Source organism: Pseudomonas sp. PB106, from assembly GCF_009764645.1.
In the GTDB taxonomy this organism is placed as follows: domain Bacteria; phylum Pseudomonadota; class Gammaproteobacteria; order Pseudomonadales; family Pseudomonadaceae; genus Aquipseudomonas.
The window spans coordinates 1-19007 of record NZ_RWIM01000102.1 but is presented as its reverse complement, the minus strand read 5'-3'; the positions used below and the strand labels follow the sequence as shown (position 1 = coordinate 19007).

At 59.0% G+C, this 19007-nt stretch carries 20 protein-coding genes; 11 read left to right on the top strand and 9 right to left on the bottom strand.

The window, feature by feature from the left end; genetic code table 11:
- Nucleotides 1-130: 130 nt before the first annotated feature.
- A complete protein-coding gene (locus tag EJA71_RS13490; RefSeq protein WP_003228401.1) occupies nucleotides 131-328 on the bottom strand; it encodes a YbdD/YjiX family protein in 198 nt (65 codons plus the stop codon).
- 15 nt (nucleotides 329-343) lie between these two features.
- Entirely contained in the window at nucleotides 344-2410 is a 2067-nt protein-coding gene (locus tag EJA71_RS13485; protein ID WP_158957591.1) for a carbon starvation CstA family protein, read from the bottom strand.
- Nucleotides 2411-2570: 160 nt separating this feature from the next.
- Between EJA71_RS13485 and EJA71_RS13480 the strand changes: the two genes are divergently transcribed.
- Nucleotides 2571-2939 carry a PilZ domain-containing protein gene (locus EJA71_RS13480; protein ID WP_158957589.1) on the top strand — a complete coding sequence of 123 codons (369 nt, stop codon included), beginning with the start codon at nucleotides 2571-2573 and terminating at the stop codon, nucleotides 2937-2939.
- A gap of 127 nt (nucleotides 2940-3066) precedes the next feature.
- Here the strand turns inward: EJA71_RS13480 and radA are convergent, their stop codons facing one another.
- The gene (radA, locus tag EJA71_RS13475) at nucleotides 3067-4434 is read right to left on the bottom strand and encodes a DNA repair protein RadA (RefSeq protein WP_007909773.1); all 1368 of its coding nucleotides are present in this window, start codon (nucleotides 4432-4434) and stop codon (nucleotides 3067-3069) included.
- A gap of 641 nt (nucleotides 4435-5075) precedes the next feature.
- On the opposite strand from radA, the gene mscL reads away from it, so the two are divergent.
- Nucleotides 5076-5492 (top strand): large-conductance mechanosensitive channel protein MscL, encoded by a 417-nt coding sequence (gene mscL, locus EJA71_RS13470; RefSeq protein WP_158957587.1) that lies wholly within the window; start codon nucleotides 5076-5078, stop codon nucleotides 5490-5492.
- A gap of 36 nt (nucleotides 5493-5528) precedes the next feature.
- Here the strand turns inward: mscL and EJA71_RS13465 are convergent, their stop codons facing one another.
- Nucleotides 5529-6305, bottom strand: a complete 777-nt coding sequence (locus EJA71_RS13465) for a ferredoxin--NADP reductase (protein WP_158957585.1) — start codon at nucleotides 6303-6305, stop codon at nucleotides 5529-5531.
- Between the two features lie 321 nt (nucleotides 6306-6626).
- Between EJA71_RS13465 and EJA71_RS13460 the strand changes: the two genes are divergently transcribed.
- A complete protein-coding gene (locus tag EJA71_RS13460) occupies nucleotides 6627-7340 on the top strand; it encodes an autoinducer binding domain-containing protein (RefSeq protein WP_158957583.1) in 714 nt (237 codons plus the stop codon).
- Nucleotides 7341-7511: 171 nt separating this feature from the next.
- Nucleotides 7512-8636 (top strand): class I SAM-dependent methyltransferase, encoded by a 1125-nt coding sequence (locus tag EJA71_RS13455; RefSeq protein ID WP_158957581.1) that lies wholly within the window; start codon nucleotides 7512-7514, stop codon nucleotides 8634-8636.
- Nucleotides 8637-8708: 72 nt separating this feature from the next.
- Here the strand turns inward: EJA71_RS13455 and EJA71_RS13450 are convergent, their stop codons facing one another.
- The 3 genes from EJA71_RS13450 to EJA71_RS13440 form a co-directional block, all read right to left on the bottom strand.
- Entirely contained in the window at nucleotides 8709-8876 is a 168-nt protein-coding gene (locus EJA71_RS13450) for a DUF2474 domain-containing protein (RefSeq protein WP_016773090.1), read from the bottom strand.
- A gap of 70 nt (nucleotides 8877-8946) precedes the next feature.
- Nucleotides 8947-9954 carry a cytochrome d ubiquinol oxidase subunit II gene (cydB, locus tag EJA71_RS13445; protein WP_158957579.1) on the bottom strand — a complete coding sequence of 336 codons (1008 nt, stop codon included), beginning with the start codon at nucleotides 9952-9954 and terminating at the stop codon, nucleotides 8947-8949.
- A gap of 3 nt (nucleotides 9955-9957) precedes the next feature.
- The gene (locus EJA71_RS13440) at nucleotides 9958-11406 is read right to left on the bottom strand and encodes a cytochrome ubiquinol oxidase subunit I (RefSeq protein WP_158957577.1); all 1449 of its coding nucleotides are present in this window, start codon (nucleotides 11404-11406) and stop codon (nucleotides 9958-9960) included.
- Between the two features lie 459 nt (nucleotides 11407-11865).
- Between EJA71_RS13440 and EJA71_RS13435 the strand changes: the two genes are divergently transcribed.
- From EJA71_RS13435 to EJA71_RS13425, 3 genes are all read left to right on the top strand, one after another.
- On the top strand, nucleotides 11866-13104 hold the full coding sequence (locus tag EJA71_RS13435; RefSeq protein WP_158957575.1) for an MFS transporter: 1239 nt from the start codon (nucleotides 11866-11868) through the stop codon (nucleotides 13102-13104).
- Nucleotides 13105-13202: 98 nt separating this feature from the next.
- On the top strand, nucleotides 13203-13481 hold the full coding sequence (locus EJA71_RS13430; protein ID WP_158957573.1) for a type II toxin-antitoxin system RelE/ParE family toxin: 279 nt from the start codon (nucleotides 13203-13205) through the stop codon (nucleotides 13479-13481).
- Nucleotides 13482-13495: 14 nt separating this feature from the next.
- A complete protein-coding gene (locus EJA71_RS13425; RefSeq protein WP_158957571.1) occupies nucleotides 13496-13783 on the top strand; it encodes a HigA family addiction module antitoxin in 288 nt (95 codons plus the stop codon).
- A 4-nt stretch (nucleotides 13784-13787) separates the two neighbouring features.
- Here the strand turns inward: EJA71_RS13425 and EJA71_RS13420 are convergent, their stop codons facing one another.
- On the bottom strand, nucleotides 13788-14339 hold the full coding sequence (locus EJA71_RS13420) for a DJ-1 family glyoxalase III (protein ID WP_158957569.1): 552 nt from the start codon (nucleotides 14337-14339) through the stop codon (nucleotides 13788-13790).
- A gap of 66 nt (nucleotides 14340-14405) precedes the next feature.
- Complete coding sequence (locus EJA71_RS13415) at nucleotides 14406-14789, bottom strand: DUF4879 domain-containing protein (RefSeq protein WP_256671752.1); 384 nt, start codon at nucleotides 14787-14789, stop codon at nucleotides 14406-14408.
- Nucleotides 14790-15070: 281 nt separating this feature from the next.
- On the opposite strand from EJA71_RS13415, the gene EJA71_RS13410 reads away from it, so the two are divergent.
- From EJA71_RS13410 to EJA71_RS13395, 4 genes are all read left to right on the top strand, one after another.
- Nucleotides 15071-16366: an NCS2 family permease gene (locus EJA71_RS13410; protein WP_158957565.1), complete on the top strand. Its 1296-nt coding sequence runs from the start codon at nucleotides 15071-15073 to the stop codon at nucleotides 16364-16366.
- Nucleotides 16363-17442: a tRNA (uridine(54)-C5)-methyltransferase TrmA gene (gene trmA, locus EJA71_RS13405; RefSeq protein WP_158957563.1), complete on the top strand. Its 1080-nt coding sequence runs from the start codon at nucleotides 16363-16365 to the stop codon at nucleotides 17440-17442. The genes EJA71_RS13410 and trmA overlap by 4 nt, the downstream gene beginning before the upstream one ends.
- A gap of 194 nt (nucleotides 17443-17636) precedes the next feature.
- A complete protein-coding gene (gene aroQ / locus EJA71_RS13400; protein ID WP_008084592.1) occupies nucleotides 17637-18077 on the top strand; it encodes a type II 3-dehydroquinate dehydratase in 441 nt (146 codons plus the stop codon).
- A gap of 5 nt (nucleotides 18078-18082) precedes the next feature.
- Nucleotides 18083-18937, top strand: a complete 855-nt coding sequence (locus EJA71_RS13395; protein ID WP_158957561.1) for a shikimate dehydrogenase — start codon at nucleotides 18083-18085, stop codon at nucleotides 18935-18937.
- Nucleotides 18938-19007 lie beyond the last annotated feature (70 nt).

Genomic DNA, 19007 nt, shown 5'->3' with positions numbered 1-19007 from the left:
AAAAACAAATGTGGGAGCGAGCTTGCTCGCGAAAGCGGTGTGTCAGTCAAATCAATCATCAACTGACACTCCGTATTCGCGAGCAGGCTCGCTCCCACAGGGAGATTACCTCAACCTCTGCGCTGTCAGCTCAACAGCACTTCGGCCCACCCTTGCCACCGTAACGGGCCTCCTGACGTTCGCGGAAGAACATCTCGTAGCTCATCACCGGTTTGTCCGGGTGCTTGGTTTGCATATGCTCGACGTAGGTGTCGTAGTCGGGCATGCCGACCATCAGGCGCGCAGCCTGACCGAGGTATTTACCGAGGCGACTCAGGTCATTGAACATGGTGCAATCCTCTGGTTACGCGTCCGGCAGAGCCTGGAATGGCGATTCTTTATCCGTGCGCTCTTTTTTGCCCCAGGCGGCGATGCCGACCTTGAGCGCATAGAACAGGATGCTGAAGACCACGAACAGGAACAGCGCGGTGAGCGTTGCGTTGGTGTAAGCGTTGAAGATCACGTGCTGCATCTGATCGATGCTCTTCGCCGGGGCCAGAATCTGACCGTTGGCCAGCGCATCGCTGTACTTCTTGGCCAGCGACAGGAAGCCGATCGCCGGGTTGGCATCGAACAGTTTGATGAAGCCTGCAGTCGTGGTGCAGATCAGCAGCCAGGTGGCTGGCAGCAGGGTGACCCAAATGTAGCGCTGACGCTTCATTTTGATCAGAACCACGGTGCCGAGCATCAGCGCGATACCGGCCAGCATCTGGTTGGAGATACCGAACAGAGGCCAAAGGGTGTTGATGCCGCCCAGTGGATCGATCACGCCTTGGTACAGCAACCAGCCCCACATCGCCACACAACCGGCGGTGGCGATAAGGTTGGCGGTCCACGATTCGGTGCGCTTCAGCGCCGGCACGAAGGAGCCGAGCAGATCCTGCAGCATGAAACGTCCGGCACGGGTACCGGCGTCGACTGCGGTCAGGATGAACAGCGCTTCGAACAGGATCGCGAAGTGGTACCAGAACGCCATGGTGTTTTCACCCGGCAGGACACTGTGCAGGATCTGCGCGATACCGACCGCCAGGGTCGGCGCACCACCGGCACGGGCCAGGATGGTGGTTTCACCGATGTCATGCGCCACGGCTTGCAGCGCTTCCGGCGTGATCGCAAAACCCCAGCTGGAGACCACTTGCGCAACCGATGCGACATCACTGCCGACGACAGCAGCCGGGCTGTTCATGGCGAAGTACACGCCAGGCTCGATCACCGAAGCGGCAACCATGGCCATGATCGCGACAAACGACTCCATCAGCATGCCGCCGTAACCGATGTAACGAGCGTTCGTTTCGTTATCCAGCAGCTTCGGCGTGGTGCCCGAAGAAATCAGCGCGTGGAAACCCGATACCGCACCGCAAGCAATGGTGATGAACAGGAACGGGAACAGACCGCCCTTCCACACCGGGCCAGTGCCATCGACGAACTGGGTCAGCGCGGGCATTTTCAGCTCGGGCATTGTCACCAGAATGCCGATCGCCAGGGCGATGATGGTGCCGATCTTGAGGAACGTGGAGAGGTAGTCACGCGGTGCCAGAATCAGCCACACCGGCAGCGATGCCGCGACGAAACCGTAACCGACCAGCATCCAGGTAATCTGCACGCCGGTGAAGGTGAACGCCTTGGCCCACACCGGATCAGCGGCAATCTGCCCGCCCAGCCAGATCGAACCGAGCAGCAGCAACACGCCGACCACGGAGATTTCGCCGATGCGGCCCGGGCGGATGTAGCGCATATAAATGCCCATGAACATCGCGATCGGGATAGTCGCCATCACGGTGAAGATGCCCCACGGGCTCTCGGCCAGCGCTTTCACGACGATCAGCGCCAGCACCGCGAGGATGATGATCATGATCAGGAAGCAGCCGAACAGCGCGATGGTGCCGGGGATGCGGCCCATTTCTTCACGCACCATGTCGCCCAGGGAACGGCCGTTGCGCCGGGTCGACATGAACAGGACCATGAAGTCCTGCACCGCGCCCGCCAGCACTACCCCGGCGATCAGCCACAGCGTGCCGGGCAGGTAACCCATCTGCGCCGCCAATACCGGGCCGACCAGAGGTCCGGCGCCAGCAATCGCTGCGAAGTGGTGACCGAAAAGAATGTGTTTGTTGGTCGGCACATAGTCCAGACCGTCGTTGTTGAGCACGGCGGGGGTGGCCCGACGCGGGTCGAGTTGCATCACATTGTTAGCGATGAACAGACTGTAGTAACGGTATGCAACCAGATAAATGGCCACAGCGGCGACCACAATCCACAAGGCGTTGATCGCCTCGCCGCGGCGCAATGCCACTACGCCCAGGGCGCACGCTCCTACGATTGCCAGCACTAGCCAGGGTAAGTGGCGTAGCAGGCTATTATTATTTTTCATTTTATTATTCCAGCCAGGGTGGACAAGAAAGACAGCCACCCCGAGTTTAGCGCTACTGGCGGCAAAGACCATACCCCGACATTCGTCTGAGTGGCCCGTCTACGCTGGCACGCTTGAACAATGCGGGTCTATAGTCAGCGAACCTTTGGAGGATTGCGCCATGAGCGAGCACCCAGCCAACCGTCGTCGCTTCAAACGTATTGCGTTCGATGCCAGAACCGAGCTGAGTCAGGGCGAGTACATCTGGCCGGTCAAACTGATCGACCTGTCACTCAAAGGGCTGTTGATCGAACGGCCGGAGCCATGGTTGGGGGATGCGCAGAAGGATTTCTTCGTCGACATTCATCTGAGCGATGACGTCGATATAGAGATGGATGTGCACTTGACCCATGAAGAAAATGGCCAGTTGGGTTTTGTCTGCCGACATATCAGCCTGGAATCTATCCAGCGCTTGCGGCGGTTGATCGAGCTGAATCTGGCCGATCCGCAAGAGCTTGAGCGCGAGCTCGGCGCGCTGATCGAAATCTAGTATCCACAATTGAACCCTGTGGGAGCTGGCTTGCCAGCGATAGCAATTTCAGATTCGACGAATATGTCGCCGGTCAGAACGCAATCGCTGGCAAGCCAGCTCCCACACGTTATGCGGTGGGTTCAAGTTATTCGAAAAGCGCGTCGAGAGCCTGTTCGAGGCGGGTCACGGCGATGATCTGCAAACCCGGCGGGGATTCCTTCGGTGCATTGCCCTTCGGCACGATCGCCCGTTTAAAGCCATGCTTGGCCGCTTCCTTCAAACGCTCCTGCCCGCTCGGCACCGGACGCACTTCGCCAGACAGCCCCACTTCCCCAAACACCAGCAGATCATGCGGCAACGGTCGATTACGCAAACTCGACATGACCGCCGCCATCAGCGCCAGGTCAGACGCCGTTTCCAACACCTTGACCCCGCCGACCACGTTAAGGAAAACGTCCTGATCGTGGGTCGGAATGCCGCCATGGCGATGCAAAACCGCCAGCAACATCGCCAAACGGTTCTGATCCAGGCCCAACGTTACCCGACGCGGGTTGGCCAAGTGGCTGTCATCGACCAAGGCTTGCACCTCCACCAGCATCGGTCGGGTGCCTTCCCACGTTGCCATGACCACGCTGCCAGGGACTTCTTCCTGCGCGCGGGTCAGAAAAATCGCCGAAGGGTTGGAGACTTCTTTCAAACCCTTGTCGGTCATGCCGAACACACCCAACTCGTTGACCGCGCCGAAGCGGTTCTTCACCGCGCGCAACAGACGCAAACGCCCGTCAGACTCGCCCTCGAAATACAGCACGGTGTCGACCATGTGCTCAAGAACGCGGGGGCCGGCGAGCGCGCCTTCCTTGGTGACGTGGCCGACGAGGAAAATCGCCGTGCCGCTCTGCTTGGCATAGCGCACCAACAACGCCGCACTCTCACGCACCTGGGACACACCGCCGGGGGCCGATTGCAGTTGTTCGGTGAAGATCGTCTGGATCGAGTCGATCACCATCACCTTGGGTTTTTCCTGCCGGGCAGTGGCGATGATGGTTTCGATGCAGGTTTCGGTCATCACTCGCAGCTGATCCTGCGGCAAGCCGAGGCGGCGGGCGCGCATCGCCACTTGCTGCTGGGATTCTTCGCCGGTGACGTACAACGCCGGCATGCTCTTGGCGAGGTTGCACAAGGTCTGTAACAGAATCGTCGATTTGCCGATGCCCGGATCACCGCCGATCAACACCACCGAGCCGTCAACCAGACCGCCGCCGAGCACGCGATCCAGTTCCCCGGAAGCGGTAGAGAACCGCGGAATTTCTTCGATACTGACTTCGGCCAGCGTCTTGATCTGCGCCTGCTGCCCGGCCCAGCCGGTGCGACCGGTGGGTGCCGTGGCGCCGCCGCTTTCAATCATGGTTTCGGTCAGGGTGTTCCAGGCGCCGCATTCACCGCACTGGCCCGCCCATTTGGGAAAGGTTGCGCCGCACTCGGTGCAGCCATACATGCGTTTGGCCTTGGCCATCTGAACCCCCGGCAAAACCGAGATGATAACGCAGACACGAGAGGGGCGTGACCGTGTCGCTCACAGCCTCGCTGGCGGGCAAACTTCAAAGCCTTTCATAAAGTATGTATATATATTGAAACAACTGTAAAAGAGTTGACACTGTTGCACCCAGCAAAATGACAACTGAACCACTTCGGCTCATCAATGCCTTTTCATCAACTTATAAAACTTCGTTTCATTTGCAAATATTAGCTTTGCTAGCTATTGCTCCGGCATAGAATACGAGCCGCGCTAAACCATTTCAAATTGTAACTACCAGCCCCAACGGGTGCTCTGCTATATAGAACTATATCCTTCGCAATAGGGCTGTTATTCCCGTGAGCATTCTTCTGCTAACCATTCGACGCAGTCACTGAGATCCATCTGTCAATTTCGTCACTCATCAAGCATCTGGCGCGCCTTCATCCGCACATCATTGATTACCTGATAACGGGTGCGGCAAGGAACGCGAATAGCGGTGATGATGATGGCGTTTCGTAAACTTTCCAGGGGCCTGCAGGTCGATAGCTGGCAAGCTATGTAAGCAAGCATGTCAGGCGGAATGCGTCTGGCTGCCTTACACTGCGTTCACCAACCTCATCTGTAACAAGGAATAACGTATGGGCGTGCTAAGTGAGTTCAAGGCCTTCGCGGTCAAAGGCAATGTGGTCGACATGGCCGTCGGTATCATCATCGGTGCTGCCTTCGGCAAGATCGTTTCGTCGTTCGTTGGCGACGTCATCATGCCTCCCATCGGCCTGCTGATCGGCGGGGTGGATTTCAGTGACCTCGCCGTCACCCTCAAGGCAGCAGAGGGCACCACCCCCGCCGTTGTGCTGGCTTACGGCAAATTCATCCAGACTGTTCTCGACTTCATCATTGTCGCCTTTGCGATCTTCATGGGCGTCAAAGCCATCAACCGCCTCAAGCGCGAAGAAGCCGTAGCGCCCACCCTGCCGCCGGTTCCGACCAAAGAGGAAGAACTGCTGGGCGAGATTCGCGACCTGCTCAAGGCACAGAACAACCGACCTGAATAACCCAAAAGAAAACGGCACCTGCGCGGTGCCGTTTTTTTACCAATAGTTTTCCACGGCGACCTGGCCAGGTTTGCGGCTCAGGCTCAGGCGCATGTACCGCTGTTTTAGCAGCGCACGGGTATCGTCGATCATCTGCGGATTACCGCACAACATCACCCGCGAGTGCTCTGCGCTCAGTTCCAGGCCAGCTGCCCGTTCCAGTTCACCGTTTTCAATAAGGTCGGTAATCCGCCCGTTCAGCGCCCCCGGATGAGTTTCGCGGGTCACGGTGGGTATGAACTGTAATTTGTGGGCGTGCTCGGCCAGATAATCACGTTGACCCAGCTCAGCAATCAGCGACAGATAAGCCAGCTCCCGCGCTTCGCGCACGCTGTACACCAGAATGATCCGTTCGAATTTCTCCCACACTTCAAAGTCCTGCAGGATCGACAGAAACGGAGCCACACCCGTCCCTGTGGACAACAGCCAGAGATCCCGTCCATCGACGAACCGGTCCAGGGTCAGATAACCGAATGCCTGGCGCTCCACAAATAATGTATCGCCTGGCTGCAAACGGCTCAGCTCACTGGTGAACTCCCCTCCGGGAACCACAATCGAAAAGAATTCGAGGAACTCGTCGAACGGCGACGAAACCATGGAGTAGGCACGCCAGACCGTGCTGCCATCCGCTTTCATCACGCCCAGACGGGCGAACTGGCCGGCACGGAATCTGAATCCGGCGTCACGCGTCGTTCGCAGTGTGAACAGGCTGGGCGTCAGCGGACGCACTTCAAGCAAGGTCTGGCGAGTGAACTTCTCTGCACTGTCGGTCATGGATAACTCCGTATCAGATCCCGTCCAGTGTCGCTCAAAGGTGTCGTTTTAAACACCACCAATCAGTAATGTTATTCAACGACGTTACACCCGTACAAGAACAGCGTGTATTAAATTAATTTAGAGTAAATAACCGATTTTTTTTGAATGTCAGGTGACATGTGAAACTTCGGTCTTTTAATAACCCTTTGCGCAAACAACGCTCTATCTCAAGAGCGAAAAAATTCGAACCAAAGATAGGAAACCTCCTACACTCCTTTCCGTACCGCCTTGGATCCAAAAAGCTGCCCCCCCTCTAGAAAATCTCACGGAGCATTCGAGATGGAAATGTGGAAGGAGTCACAACTGAAACAACTGACGTTTGCCAGGGAGATAGATGCCGCCTATCCAATCCTGCTTCGGTTTGCCGAAAACATTGGCTTTAACTTTTGCTCAATCACCCTCACCGCCTCAGATCCCCAGACACGCTTCAACGCCCTGCAAATCAATAACTATCCGAAAGCCTGGAATGCGCAATATGAGCAGGAGCACTACGAAAACAACGACCCGATCATTGCTCACTGCAATCACTCGATGCTGCCGATTGTCTGGAGCGAAGCGGCCTACTCCAATTCACCCAATCTGTGGCAGGGCCTGCAGCAAAACGGCATACGGCATGGCTGGTCGCAGTCGTTCCATCATGAAGAAAGCGGTCTTTGCAGCATTGTCAGTCTGGCCCGCAAGCACTCTCCGATCAGCCCGTTCGAGCTCTACGAGCATTTCGGCTATATATTCTATGCGACCAGTCATCTGAGCGAGCTGTTTGCCCGCACCCTGCCCAACCGCTCAACCAAGCCTCGCGTTCCTCAACTGTCACCTCGCGAACTGGAAGTGTTGCAGTTGTCTGCCGGCGGCAAAACCGCTCATGAAATTTCCAGAATCCTCAACCTGAGTGAGCGGACGGTGAATTACCACGTCCAGAACGTGATTGAGAAACTGAACGTCTGCAACAAGATTTCTGCGGTTATCGCGGCGGCCAGAGCCGGGATCATCTAAGTCGGATCAGCCCACCGACATGAAAACATGCGGGTATTGGCGGAGAAAAAAACGTACCATTTACGACCTTCCTGAGTGTTAACGCAAGATTGCGTTGCAGTGCACTTGGTCGGTTCCGCCGCACATCATCAGGGCTGCGGAACACCCGTTGATTACCTGAGTCCCCGCCCCATGCCTCTGCTCGATACGCCCTTCGCCCAACTCGACCTGATTCGCCAGCCCGAACAGCAGAACGAACCGCTGCAAGCTTTTGATGCCGCTGACGAATACCTGCTCAATCATCTCGCCGCGCAGCAACCTGCGACCGGTACACGGGTGCTGGTGCTCAATGACAGCTTTGGCGCACTGGCCGCCAGCCTGCTTGGCAAGGTCGAAGTGAGCACGAGCGGCGATTCGTTCCTCGGTTTTCTAGGCCTGGAAAAAAACCTGCTGCGTAACGGCCAGGCATTTGACGCGATCCGCCCGATTGCGGCGAGCGAGCCCGTGGTCGGGCCGTTCGACCGGGTGCTGATTCGTGTACCGAAAACCCTGGCCCTGCTGGAGGAACAGCTGATTCGCCTGCAAGGGCAACTCGCCCCCGGTGCCGAAGTGATCGCAGCGGCCATGGTCAAGCATCTGCCGCGTGCAGCCGGTGACTTGCTGGAGCGTTACATCGGCCCGGTTCAAGCCTCGCTGGCGGTCAAAAAGGCCCGCCTGCTGATCGCAACGCCAGAGCCGAAAGCTCCCGCGATTTCGCCTTATCCAACCCGCTATCGTCTCGACGAGCCGGCCATCGAACTGCTCAACCACGCCAACGTCTTCTGCCGCGAAGGCCTCGACATCGGCACTCGCGCATTCCTGCCGCATCTGCCGAAAAACCTCGGCAGCGCGCGCGTCGCCGACTTGGGCTGCGGCAATGGCGTATTGGCGATTGCCAGTGCCCTGCACAACCCTGACGCCCAGTACACGTTGGTCGACGAATCGTTCATGGCCGTGCGATCAGCCGAGGAAAACTGGCGCGCAGCGCTGGGCGATCGCGAAGTGATCGTGCGTGCCGGCGACGGTCTGGCCGGTCAGGAACCGCAATCGCTGGACGTAGTGCTGTGCAATCCGCCGTTCCATCAGCAGCAGGTGGTCGGTGATTTCCTCGCCTGGCGCATGTTCCAGCAAGCGCGTGAAGCGCTGGTGGTGGGCGGTGCCTTGTACATCGTCGGTAACCGTCACTTGGGTTATCACAGCAAACTGGCGCGGCTGTTCCGTGGTGTTGAGCAAGTGGCGGCCACGCCGAAGTTCGTGATTCTCAAAGCGCGCAAGTAATTCGCAAGACGAAAAAAAACCCTCCATTCGGAGGGTTTCAAATCCGTGCCCGAAGGCGCCGGGACGGAATCTTCAATGGGTGGTCAGGCCTGCGGCGTTCATGAACATGCGCATCAGGCTGGCGGCGATGAACAGCACGCCAACGCTACCGACCCAGATCAAGGCCAACCAGCCGAGCCGCTGCCACAGCGGTTTTTTTTCGGCCTCTTCAATGTCGTGCAGGGAATGTTTGCCGGTCATTGTTGCGATCCTCAGTCAGATCGATGGCGCCACTACCGACGCCATCGCGGGCAAGCCCGCTCCCACAGGTTTAGTGATAGCCGTCTTCATGGGTGACCTTGCCGCGGAACACGTAATAGCTCCAGAAGGTGTAACCCAGAATGAACGGGATGATGAATAGCGTCCCCACCAGCATGAAGCCCTGACTTTGCGGCGGTGCGGCGGCGTCCCAAATCGAAATCGACGGCGGCACGATATTCGGCCACAGGCTGATGCCCAGACCGCTGTAGCCGAGGAAGATCAGCACCAGGGTCAGCAGGAACGGCATGTAGTTGGCGTTGCGCGCCACCGCACGGATCAAACCGTACATGGTCACCAGCACCAGAATCGGCACGGGCATGAACCAGAACAGATTGGGCATGCTGAACCAGCGGGTTGCAATATCCGGGTGCGCCAACGGCGTCCACAGGCTGACGACACCGATCACCGCCAGCAGGACGAACGCCAGTGGCCGGGCCAGGTTGTGCATTTGCTCCTGCAGCTTGCCTTCGGTTTTCATGATCAGCCAGGTGCAGCCGAGCAAGGCGTACGCCACCACCAGCGCAGCGCCGCAGAACAGCGTGAATGGCGTCAGCCAGTCCAGTGAGCCGCCGGCATATTGCCGATTGACCACCGGCAAACCGTCGATGAACGCCCCCAGTGCCACACCCTGAAAGAACGTTGCTGCCACCGAGCCACCAATAAAGGCCTTGTCCCACAGGTGACGCCTGTCGTCCTTGGCCTTGAAGCGGAACTCGAACGCCACGCCACGGAAAATCAAACCGATCAGCATGAAAATCAACGGCAGGTACAGCGCCGACAGCACCACCGAATACGCCAGCGGAAACGCGCCGAACAACGCCGCCCCACCCAGTACCAGCCAGGTTTCGTTGCCGTCCCAGACCGGGGCGACGGTGTTCATCATTACGTCACGGTCGACTTTGCCGGGGATGAACGGGAAGAGAATCCCGATGCCCAGATCGAAGCCGTCCATGACCACGTACATCATGATGCCGAAGATGATGATCACGGCCCAGATCAGCGGAAGATCAATACCCATGAGTCAAATCTCCTTGGTCACGCGAATGTCGTCGTCGCCGTGATCGGCATCGGCCGAATCGTCGGCAGCGGACAACGGACGGGCCGGTGTACGTTTCTTGCCAGGACCACCGTCCGGCGTTTCCGCGCCCTCGCTGATCTTCGGCCCCTTGCGCACCAGACGCATCATGTAGCCGAGACCTGCGCCGAACAGCGCGAAATACACCACGACAAACATGATCAGGGTGATGCTCATCTGCATGAAACTGTGGTTGGAGGAAGCATCCGCCGTGCGCATCAGCCCGTAGACCACCCACGGCTGACGGCCGATTTCAGTGGTGAACCAGCCTGCCAGAATCGCGATCAGACCCGACGGCCCCATCCACAGCGCCAGATACAGGAACGGGCGCGAGGTGTAGAGCGTGTCGCGTTTGCGCAGCCACAGGCTCCACAGGCCGGTGAAGATCATCAGGAAGCCAAGGCCGACCATGACCCGGAACGACCAGAACACGATGGTCGAATTCGGCCGGTCTTCTGGCGGGAATTCCTTGAGCGCCGGCACCTGCTTGTCCAGCGAGTGGGTCAGGATCAGGCTGCCGAGGTAGGGAATCTCCACGGCAAACTTGGTTCTCTCTTCTTTCATGTCCGGCCAGCCGAACAGGATCAGCGGCGTGGCTTCGTCGCCCTTGTTTTCCCAGTGGCCTTCGATCGCGGCAATTTTCGCCGGTTGGTGTTCAAGGGTATTGAGGCCATGGAAATCGCCGATGACCGCTTGAATCGGGGCAACGATCAGCGCCATCCACATGGCCATCGAGAGCATGGTGCGGATCGCCGGGTTGTCCTTGCCGCGCAGCAAATGCCAGGCCGCCGAGGAACCGACGAAAAACGCCGTGGCAACGAACGCCGCCGTCGCCATGTGCATCAGGCGATACGGGAACGAAGGGTTGAAGATGATCGCCAGCCAGTCGGTCGGAATCACTTGGCCGTTGACGATCTCGAAGCCCTGCGGAGTCTGCATCCAGCTGTTGGAGGCGAGAATCCAGAACGTCGAAATCAGCGTACCGATGGCCACCATCACCGTGGAGAAGAAGTGCAGCCCGCGCCCGACCTTGTTCCAGCCGAACAGCATCACGCCGAGGAAACCGGCCTCGAGGAAGAATGCCGTGAGCACTTCATAAGTCAGCAACGGCCCGGTGACGGCGCCGGCGAAGTCCGAGAAGCGGCTCCAGTTGGTGCCGAACTGATAGGCCATGACCAATCCGGAGACCACGCCCATGCCGAAGTTGACGGCAAAGATCTTCGACCAGAAATGGTAGAGGTCACGGTAGGTGTCGTTGTGGGTTTTCAGCCACAGGCCTTCAAGCACCGCAAGGTAACTCGCCAGACCGATGGTGATGGCCGGGAACAGGATGTGGAACGAGATGGTGAACGCGAACTGAATTCGGGCGAGATCTAGTGCCTCTAAACCGAACATATGGCTTCCTCTGTCAGGTAGTACCGGCTGCGGACCCGGAGGCCTGCACCCACTGCCCCCACGGATATGGAGTGCGGCGAATTCTGATTCGTTCTTTTTAAACAACCATCGCAACGCAGGGAGTCTGGCCAACTGGCCACCGGATCAATTCCTTTTGGGTCTTGATCTGGATCAAGCAACGTTGAAAGAGTAGTCCCATTTTTGGCGTTGAACGGCGTGGTCGTTTGCCGCGTGACAAGTTGCCTCATAAGCCTGGCAACGCCCTGCAACAAATTCCCGGAGCGTTGGCAGCGAGGAAAACAGTACAGATCTTGGGGATGACGAAAATTCCTGAACAGCAAAATCAATCTGCACCGCAAAAAAATCGATGTCCTCCTAACTAAATTTTTTGTCATAGCAACTTCCTGTTACAGACTGGTGATAACCTCGGCATTCCCCTCGAACCAGACCTGCCCTCAGATGCCCAGCCAAGAGCCTTTGCTGTTACGTCACCACCGTCCGTTTCTCGCTTTCTGGATGGCGCGGATCTTTACTGCCTGCGGTTTTCAGATGCTCACCGTGGCGATCGGGTGGAACCTCTATCAACTGACCGGCAACGTTCTCGATCTGGGTCTGGTCGGTCTGGTCGAATTCGCGCCACGTGTGCTGTTCATGCTGCACACCGGGCACGTGGCCGACCGTTACGACCGGCGCAGAGTCGCGGCGATCTGTCAGTCGTTGCAGGCGTTGATCGCGCTGGCACTGGCCATCGGCAGCGCCACCGACCACGTCACCCGCGAGATGATCTTCATCCTCGCCTTCCTGCTCGGTGCAGCGCGCTCGTTCGAGATGCCGACCACTCAGGCGTTGCTGCCGAGCATCGTGCCCAGCGCACTGTTCCCCCGAGCCGTCGCGGCGGCGCAGTCAGCGCAACAGTCCGCGACCATCGTCGCCCCGGCCCTCGGCGGCTTGCTCTATGCGTTCGGCAGTGTTTGGGTGTACGGCCCGACCGTGCTGCTTTACGTGATTGCCTGCACGCTGATGCTCAATCTGCCTGCACGACAGACACCGTTGAACAAAGGCAAGGCCACGCTGGATTCGTTGCTCGCGGGGATTCGCTTCATTCGCAGCCGCCCGGACATCCTCGGGGCGATTTCCCTGGACTTGTTCGCGGTGCTGCTCGGTGGCGCCACGGCGCTGTTGCCGGTATTTGCCAAAGACATTCTGCTGACCGGCCCGTGGGGTCTGGGCCTGTTGCGCTCGGCGCCGGCGGTGGGCGCGCTATTGATGTCGCTGTTCCTCGCACGATTCGCCGTGGAACGTAACGTCGGCCGGGTGATGTTCACGGCGGTCGGCATCTTCGGCGTCGCCACCATCGCCTTCGGCCTGTCGACCTCGTTCTGGTTCTCGCTGGCGGTGCTGGTGGTGCTCGGTGCGGCGGACATGATCAGCATGGTCATCCGCGCATCGTTCGTCCAACTGGAAACCCCGGACGAAATGCGCGGCCGGGTCAGTGCGGTGAACGGCCTGTTCATCGGCGCTTCGAATCAGCTGGGCGAATTCGAATCCGGCGTCACCGCCCACTGGTTCGGCACTGTGCCGGCGGTAGTCATGGGCGGGATCGGCACGCTGGTGGTGACGGGGACGTGGATCAAGCTGTTTCCGACACTGGCGAATCGCGACCGGATGCATGTGCCGGTGGAAGAGGTGAAGGTTTGAGTTCAGCGACAGAACCAACATCTCGATCACAAATTAACTGAGAACGTGCGGTACATAGTTACCGCACTGAGTGTAATGTATCGCCTTACACTCGTCCCATGATCAAATCCTTTCAGCACAAAGGCCTTCGTGGCTTCTATGAAACAGGTTCGACTCGCGGAATTCGTGCCGATCACGCAAAACGGCTGTCGCGCATGCTGCAGTTCATGGATCGCGCTACGCTTCCCGGAGATCTGGATCTTCCGGGATGGCGTCTGCATCCACTGAAAGGTGAGCTGACCGAATACTGGTCGCTGAGCGTTTCAGGCAACTGGCGAGTGATCTTTCGTTTTGTCGGCTCGGATATCGAATTGGTCGATTATCTGGACTACCACTGACAGGAGGCAGGCTCATGCCCTTGCACAACCCGCCACACCCCGGTGAAACACTGCTGATGGATGTTCTGCCCGAGTTGGGTATCAGCGTTACCGAATTGGCCCGCCATTTGGGCTTTGCACGCCCGCATCTTTCTCGTGTATTGCACGGCCACGCTCCGATCAGCCCGGATCTGGCTGTACGGCTGGAACGGGCAGGCATTGGCAAGGCGCGCGCCTGGTTAGGTGTTCAAACCGATTACGATTTGTGGCAAGCAGAGCACCGCGAGCAACCGGTCATTGAGCCAATAGCGGCCCACGCCTGATTTTTCAAACCAACAACTCTCCCGCCACCTTCACCCGCAACGCCTTGCCGCCCAGTTGCTCAACCAGCGCCAAGGCAAACTCCAGCACCGCACCTGAGCCCTGAGCGGTGATGCAATTGCCATCGACCACCACGGGCTGGTCAACAAATGTACAGCCGGACAATTGGTGGCTGGCGCTCGGTAGACAGGTCATGCGCCGCTGGCGCAGCACGCCAGCCGCTTGCAGGGCGACAGCCGGGGCTTCGCCGATGGCGGCGAACAGGCGTCCGGCGCTGGATTGATCCTTGAGCAATTGTTGCAGAGGTTGGTGTGCGGCCAGGTGCTGCGCACCGACGTCTCCGCCGGGCAAGGCGATCAGGTCGAAGGTCTGCGCCAGCACATCGACCAGCATGCCGTCGGCAGTCAGGCGTGTACCACGCGCACAGGTGAGCATGCGCCGGCCTTCGATGCTGGCCGCGACGACTTCGATGCCCGCGCGGCGCAGCACGTCGATCAGGGTCACACTTTGCAGATCATCGATGCCCTCGGCGAGGGTAATCAGGGCTCTAAAGGTCATGGGCGTTATCCGCTGGGTGATCCTTGAAGCGTAGTCAGCTTCCCCCGGATCGTGCAGCGTCAGCCGTTACTTGATGTAAAGCTGGGTCGAAATGGTGTTGCCCGGCGCATTGATCGAGGTGTTGCTGAAGGTGAACGTCCCTTGCTCTTTGCCGCCGAGGTCATAGATGTACAACGCGCCAACGATCTTGGTCGACGCGCCCGTGCACTCCGTCAGGTTGCCGTTACCGTAGGCGCACACCTGGGTTTTCATGCCGTCCAGTCCGAAACCGTCCAGCGTGACATGGGGCACGCGGCCATAACCCATCTCCAGCACGTACACCTTGATGTTCGCCCCGCCGTGGTCGCACGCGGTCTGCTCCTGACCGTCGGAAATATTTTCGATGCCGCAGGCCGCCGATTGCACTTTGAGCACTTGGGCACTGGACAACGGCGGAGCCGATGCTGCCATCACCGCAGGCGCACTGGCCAGAAACGCACAAAAAAGCCCCAACGTTCGAACGATATTGCCCTTCAAAGCCACCATGACCATCTCCCCAGAACTGGCGCGCAGTATGGCTCAGTTCGCCCGACTGCAAAACATCGCCGACGATCGCAGCCAATCCCCCACGCTGCTGGTATGATGCGCGGCTTTTTCCGGCCCACCACAATTTTCCAGGCGCTTGCGACGGTCTGTGCTTTGCTGTTGAGGTCGATACATTCACGGCGCCACGCGCGCCACGGGGAGCAGACATGCTGGAAAGGCTGTTTCAACTCAAGGCACACAACACCAACGTGCGCACCGAGATTCTGGCGGGCATCACGACTTTCTTGGCCATGGCCTACATTCTGTTCGTCAACCCGAGCATTCTCGGTGAGACCGGCATGGACAAGGGCGCGGTATTCGTTGCCACCTGTCTGGCCGCCGCGATCGGTTCGACGATCATGGGCCTTATCGCCAACTACCCGATTGCCCTCGCTCCGGGCATGGGTCTGAACGCCTTCTTCACCTACACCGTGGTTCTGCACATGGGCCACACGTGGCAAGTGGCGCTGGGTGCGGTGTTCATTTCGGCGGTGTGCTTCTTCCTGCTGTCGATCTTCCGCATCCGCGAATGGATCATCAACAGCATCCCGCTGCCACTGCGTTCGGCGATTGCCGCCGGCATCGGCCTGTTCCTGGCGCTGATCGCCCTGCACAACGCCGGCATCGTGGTGAGCAACCCGGCAACCATGGTCGGCCTCGGTGACCTGAAAGCCCCGGCACCGATCCTCGCCACCCTCGGTTTCGCCCTGATCGTCGCCCTCGAAGCGCTGAAAGTGCGCGGCGCCGTGCTGATCGGCATTCTGGCGGTGACCATCATCTCCATCGCCATGGGCTTCACCCCGTTCGGCGGCGTGACCTCGATGCCACCTTCGCTGGCCCCGACTTTCATGCAGCTGGATATCAAAGGCGCGCTGGACATCGGTCTGGTCAGCGTGATCTTCGCCTTCCTGTTCGTCGACTTGTTCGACAACTCTGGCACTCTGATCGGCGTCGCCAAGCGCGCCGGCCTGATGGGCAAGGACGGCCACATGCCGAAAATGGGGCGCGCACTGATCGCCGACAGCACCGCGGCCATGGCCGGTTCGCTGCTGGGCACGTCGACCACTACCAGCTACATCGAATCCGCTGCCGGCGTCAGTGCTGGCGGCCGTACTGGCCTGACGGCCATCGTCGTGGCAATCCTGTTCCTGCTGGCGCTGTTCTTCTCGCCACTGGCGGCCAGCGTTCCAGCCTTCGCCACTGCACCGGCACTGCTGTTCGTCGCCGTGCTGATGACTTCGGGTCTGGCGGAAATAGACTGGGAAGACATCACCGTTGCCGCGCCGGTTGTTGTGACCGCGCTGGCCATGCCATTCACTTACTCGATTGCCAACGGCATCGCGTTCGGCTTCATTTCCTGGACCGTGATCAAGCTGCTGTCGGGTCGCGCCCGTGAGCTGAACCCGGCGCTGGTGATTCTGTCGATTCTGTTCGTGATCAAGTTGGGTTGGTTCAACGCATGACATTTGATTCCCAGGCTTACGCCGAGCAACTAGAAGCCAAGGTCACACGTTTGCGTGATCTGCTGGCGCCGTTCGATGCCCCCGAGCCGACGGTGTACGACTCGCCGCTGCAGAACTTCCGTCTGCGCGCCGAATTCCGCCTGTGGCGCGAGGGCGGCGATCGGCACTACGCGATGTTCGCTCAGGACGATAAACGCACGCCGATTCTGATCGAAGAGTTCCCGATCGCCAGCCTGCGCATCAACCAGTTGATGCCGCAGCTGAAGGCGGCGTGGCAGGCCAGTTCGGCACTGAGCCACAAGTTGTTTCAGGTCGAGTTCCTGACCACGCTGTCCGGCGATGCAATGATCACCCTGTGCTATCACCGTCCGCTGGACGAACACTGGCACGCGGCGGCAACCAAACTGGCGGCGGATCTCGGCGTCAGCATCATCGGCCGCTCGAAAGGCAAACGCGAGGTGCTCGGCCTCGATTACGTGGTCGAAAAACTTGAAGTCGGCGGTCGCACGTTCAGTTACCGCCAGCCGGAAGGCGCGTTCACCCAGCCTAACGGCACGGTGAACCAGAAGATGTTGAACTGGGCGTACGACGCGCTGGGCGATCGCAGCGACGATCTGCTGGAGTTGTACTGCGGCAACGGCAACTTCACCCTGCCGCTCGCCACCCGCGTGCGCAAAGTGCTGGCCACCGAAATCAGCAAGACCTCGGTCAACGCGGCACTGAGCAACCTCAGCGAAAACGCTGTGGATAACGTCACCCTGGTGCGTTTGTCCGCCGAAGAACTGACCGAAGCGCTCAACGAAGTGCGCCCGTTCCGCCGCCTGCAAGGCATCGACCTGAAGAGCTACGAGTTCGGTAGCGTCTTCGTCGACCCGCCACGCGCCGGCATGGACCCGGACACCTGCGAACTGACCCGGCGTTTCGACAACATCCTGTACATATCCTGCAACCCGGAAACCCTGGCGGCCAACATCGCCCAGTTGCACGACACGCACCGCATTACCAAATGCGCGTTGTTCGACCAGTTCCCGTGGACGCACCACATGGAATCGGGTGTGTTGCTGACCCGGCGCTGAGTGCTGGCAGCGAATACGAGAAAGCCGTCGTGATTGACGGCTTTTTTGTGCGTGCTCATTGTTTGTGCGATCACCGAACATAAAACGCCAAGGCCAATTTTGTTCAATTGACCATGGTAACCATCTAGTACATTTTATCTCCACAGGCTGAAACGCTCGGCCAAAGCCAAAAACAATAAGTGGAGTTACCCCTCATGCCCCCTATCGTTCTGGTGCTCAACGGCCCGAACCTGAACCTGCTCGGCACCCGCGAGCCGGCGACTTACGGTCACGAAACCCTGGCGGATATTTCTGCTCTGTGCGGTCGCGCTGCAGAGGAATTCGGCCTTGCCGTGGAGTTTCGCCAGACCAATCACGAAGGCGAACTGCTCGACTGGATTCACGCGGCTCGCGGTCGTTGCGCCGGGATCGTGATCAATCCGGCGGCGTGGACGCACACGTCGGTGGCGATTCGCGATGCCTTGGTGGCCAGTGAATTGCCAGTGATCGAAGTGCACCTGTCCAACGTCCATGCCCGCGAACCGTTTCGTCATCACTCGTTTGTCTCGGCGATTGCCACGGCAGTGATGGCCGGGTTTGGCAGCCATGGCTATCGCCTGGCACTTGAACATTTCAGCCAGCGGCTGAAGGGGTAACGCGCATGTCTCGCTCTACCGTAATACTCGCCGGACTGATCGGCGCTGGCATTCAGGCCTCGCGCACGCCGGCGCTGCATGAGCACGAAGGTGATGCGCAGGGCATGCGTTATCTGTATCGATTGATCGATCTCGACCAGTTGAAAATGGACAGCACCGCCCTGCCCGACCTGCTGCTGGCGGCCGAGCGGATGAACTACACCGGGCTGAACATTACCTTTCCGTGCAAGCAGGCGATCATCCCGCTGCTGGATGAACTGTCGCCGGAAGCCCAAGGCATTGGCGCGGTGAACACCGTGGTGCTCAAGGATGGTAAACGTGTCGGCCACAATACTGACTGCCTCGGTTTTGCCGAAGGTTTTCGCCGGGGCTTGAAGGAGGCTGCCCGTGAGCGCGTCGTCCAGATGGGCGCTGGCGGTGCCGGTGCGGCAGTGGCCCACGCGTTGTTGAGCGAAGGCGTACAGCAACTGAGCATTTTCGACGTCGACCGTGAGCGCGCCGAAAGCCTGGCGAATAACCTCAATGAGCATTTCGGCTTTGGTCGTGCGGTGGCCGGGCATGATCTGCCGAGTACGTTGAATCAGGCTGACGGACTGGTGAATACCACGCCGATGGGCATGGCCAAACTGCCGGGCATGCCGGTGCCGGTCGAGCTATTGCGCAAGGAATTGTGGGTCGCGGAGATCGTATATTTCCCGCTGGAAACCGAACTGCTGCGCAACGCCCGTGCGCTGGGTTGCCGAACGCTGGATGGCGGCAACATGGCGGTGTTCCAAGCGGTGAAGGCGTTTGAGTTGTTCAGTGGCGTAGTGCCGGATGCGCAGCGGATGCTGGCGCATTTTCAAAGCATGAATGGTTGAAGATCAAACGATCGCAGCCTTCGGCAGCTCCTACAGAGATCGGTGTAGGAGCTGCCGAAGGCTGCGATCT

Bases quoted from the DNA above. Each gene is read 5' to 3' on its own strand.
- EJA71_RS13490 (WP_003228401.1), bottom strand. From the start codon at position 328: ATGTTCAATGACCTGAGTCGCCTCGGTAAATACCTCGGTCAGGCTGCG.
- EJA71_RS13485 (WP_158957591.1), bottom strand. From the start codon at position 2,410: ATGAAAAATAATAATAGCCTGCTACGCCACTTACCCTGGCTAGTGCTG.
- EJA71_RS13480 (WP_158957589.1), top strand. From the start codon at position 2,571: ATGAGCGAGCACCCAGCCAACCGTCGTCGCTTCAAACGTATTGCGTTC.
- radA (WP_007909773.1), bottom strand. From the start codon at position 4,434: ATGGCCAAGGCCAAACGCATGTATGGCTGCACCGAGTGCGGCGCAACC.
- mscL (WP_158957587.1), top strand. From the start codon at position 5,076: ATGGGCGTGCTAAGTGAGTTCAAGGCCTTCGCGGTCAAAGGCAATGTG.
- EJA71_RS13465 (WP_158957585.1), bottom strand. From the start codon at position 6,305: ATGACCGACAGTGCAGAGAAGTTCACTCGCCAGACCTTGCTTGAAGTG.
- EJA71_RS13460 (WP_158957583.1), top strand. From the start codon at position 6,627: ATGGAAATGTGGAAGGAGTCACAACTGAAACAACTGACGTTTGCCAGG.
- EJA71_RS13455 (WP_158957581.1), top strand. From the start codon at position 7,512: ATGCCTCTGCTCGATACGCCCTTCGCCCAACTCGACCTGATTCGCCAG.
- EJA71_RS13450 (WP_016773090.1), bottom strand. From the start codon at position 8,876: ATGACCGGCAAACATTCCCTGCACGACATTGAAGAGGCCGAAAAAAAA.
- cydB (WP_158957579.1), bottom strand. From the start codon at position 9,954: ATGGGTATTGATCTTCCGCTGATCTGGGCCGTGATCATCATCTTCGGC.
- EJA71_RS13440 (WP_158957577.1), bottom strand. From the start codon at position 11,406: ATGTTCGGTTTAGAGGCACTAGATCTCGCCCGAATTCAGTTCGCGTTC.
- EJA71_RS13435 (WP_158957575.1), top strand. From the start codon at position 11,866: ATGCCCAGCCAAGAGCCTTTGCTGTTACGTCACCACCGTCCGTTTCTC.
- EJA71_RS13430 (WP_158957573.1), top strand. From the start codon at position 13,203: ATGATCAAATCCTTTCAGCACAAAGGCCTTCGTGGCTTCTATGAAACA.
- EJA71_RS13425 (WP_158957571.1), top strand. From the start codon at position 13,496: ATGCCCTTGCACAACCCGCCACACCCCGGTGAAACACTGCTGATGGAT.
- EJA71_RS13420 (WP_158957569.1), bottom strand. From the start codon at position 14,339: ATGACCTTTAGAGCCCTGATTACCCTCGCCGAGGGCATCGATGATCTG.
- EJA71_RS13415 (WP_256671752.1), bottom strand. From the start codon at position 14,789: ATGGCAGCATCGGCTCCGCCGTTGTCCAGTGCCCAAGTGCTCAAAGTG.
- EJA71_RS13410 (WP_158957565.1), top strand. From the start codon at position 15,071: ATGCTGGAAAGGCTGTTTCAACTCAAGGCACACAACACCAACGTGCGC.
- trmA (WP_158957563.1), top strand. From the start codon at position 16,363: ATGACATTTGATTCCCAGGCTTACGCCGAGCAACTAGAAGCCAAGGTC.
- aroQ (WP_008084592.1), top strand. From the start codon at position 17,637: ATGCCCCCTATCGTTCTGGTGCTCAACGGCCCGAACCTGAACCTGCTC.
- EJA71_RS13395 (WP_158957561.1), top strand. From the start codon at position 18,083: ATGTCTCGCTCTACCGTAATACTCGCCGGACTGATCGGCGCTGGCATT.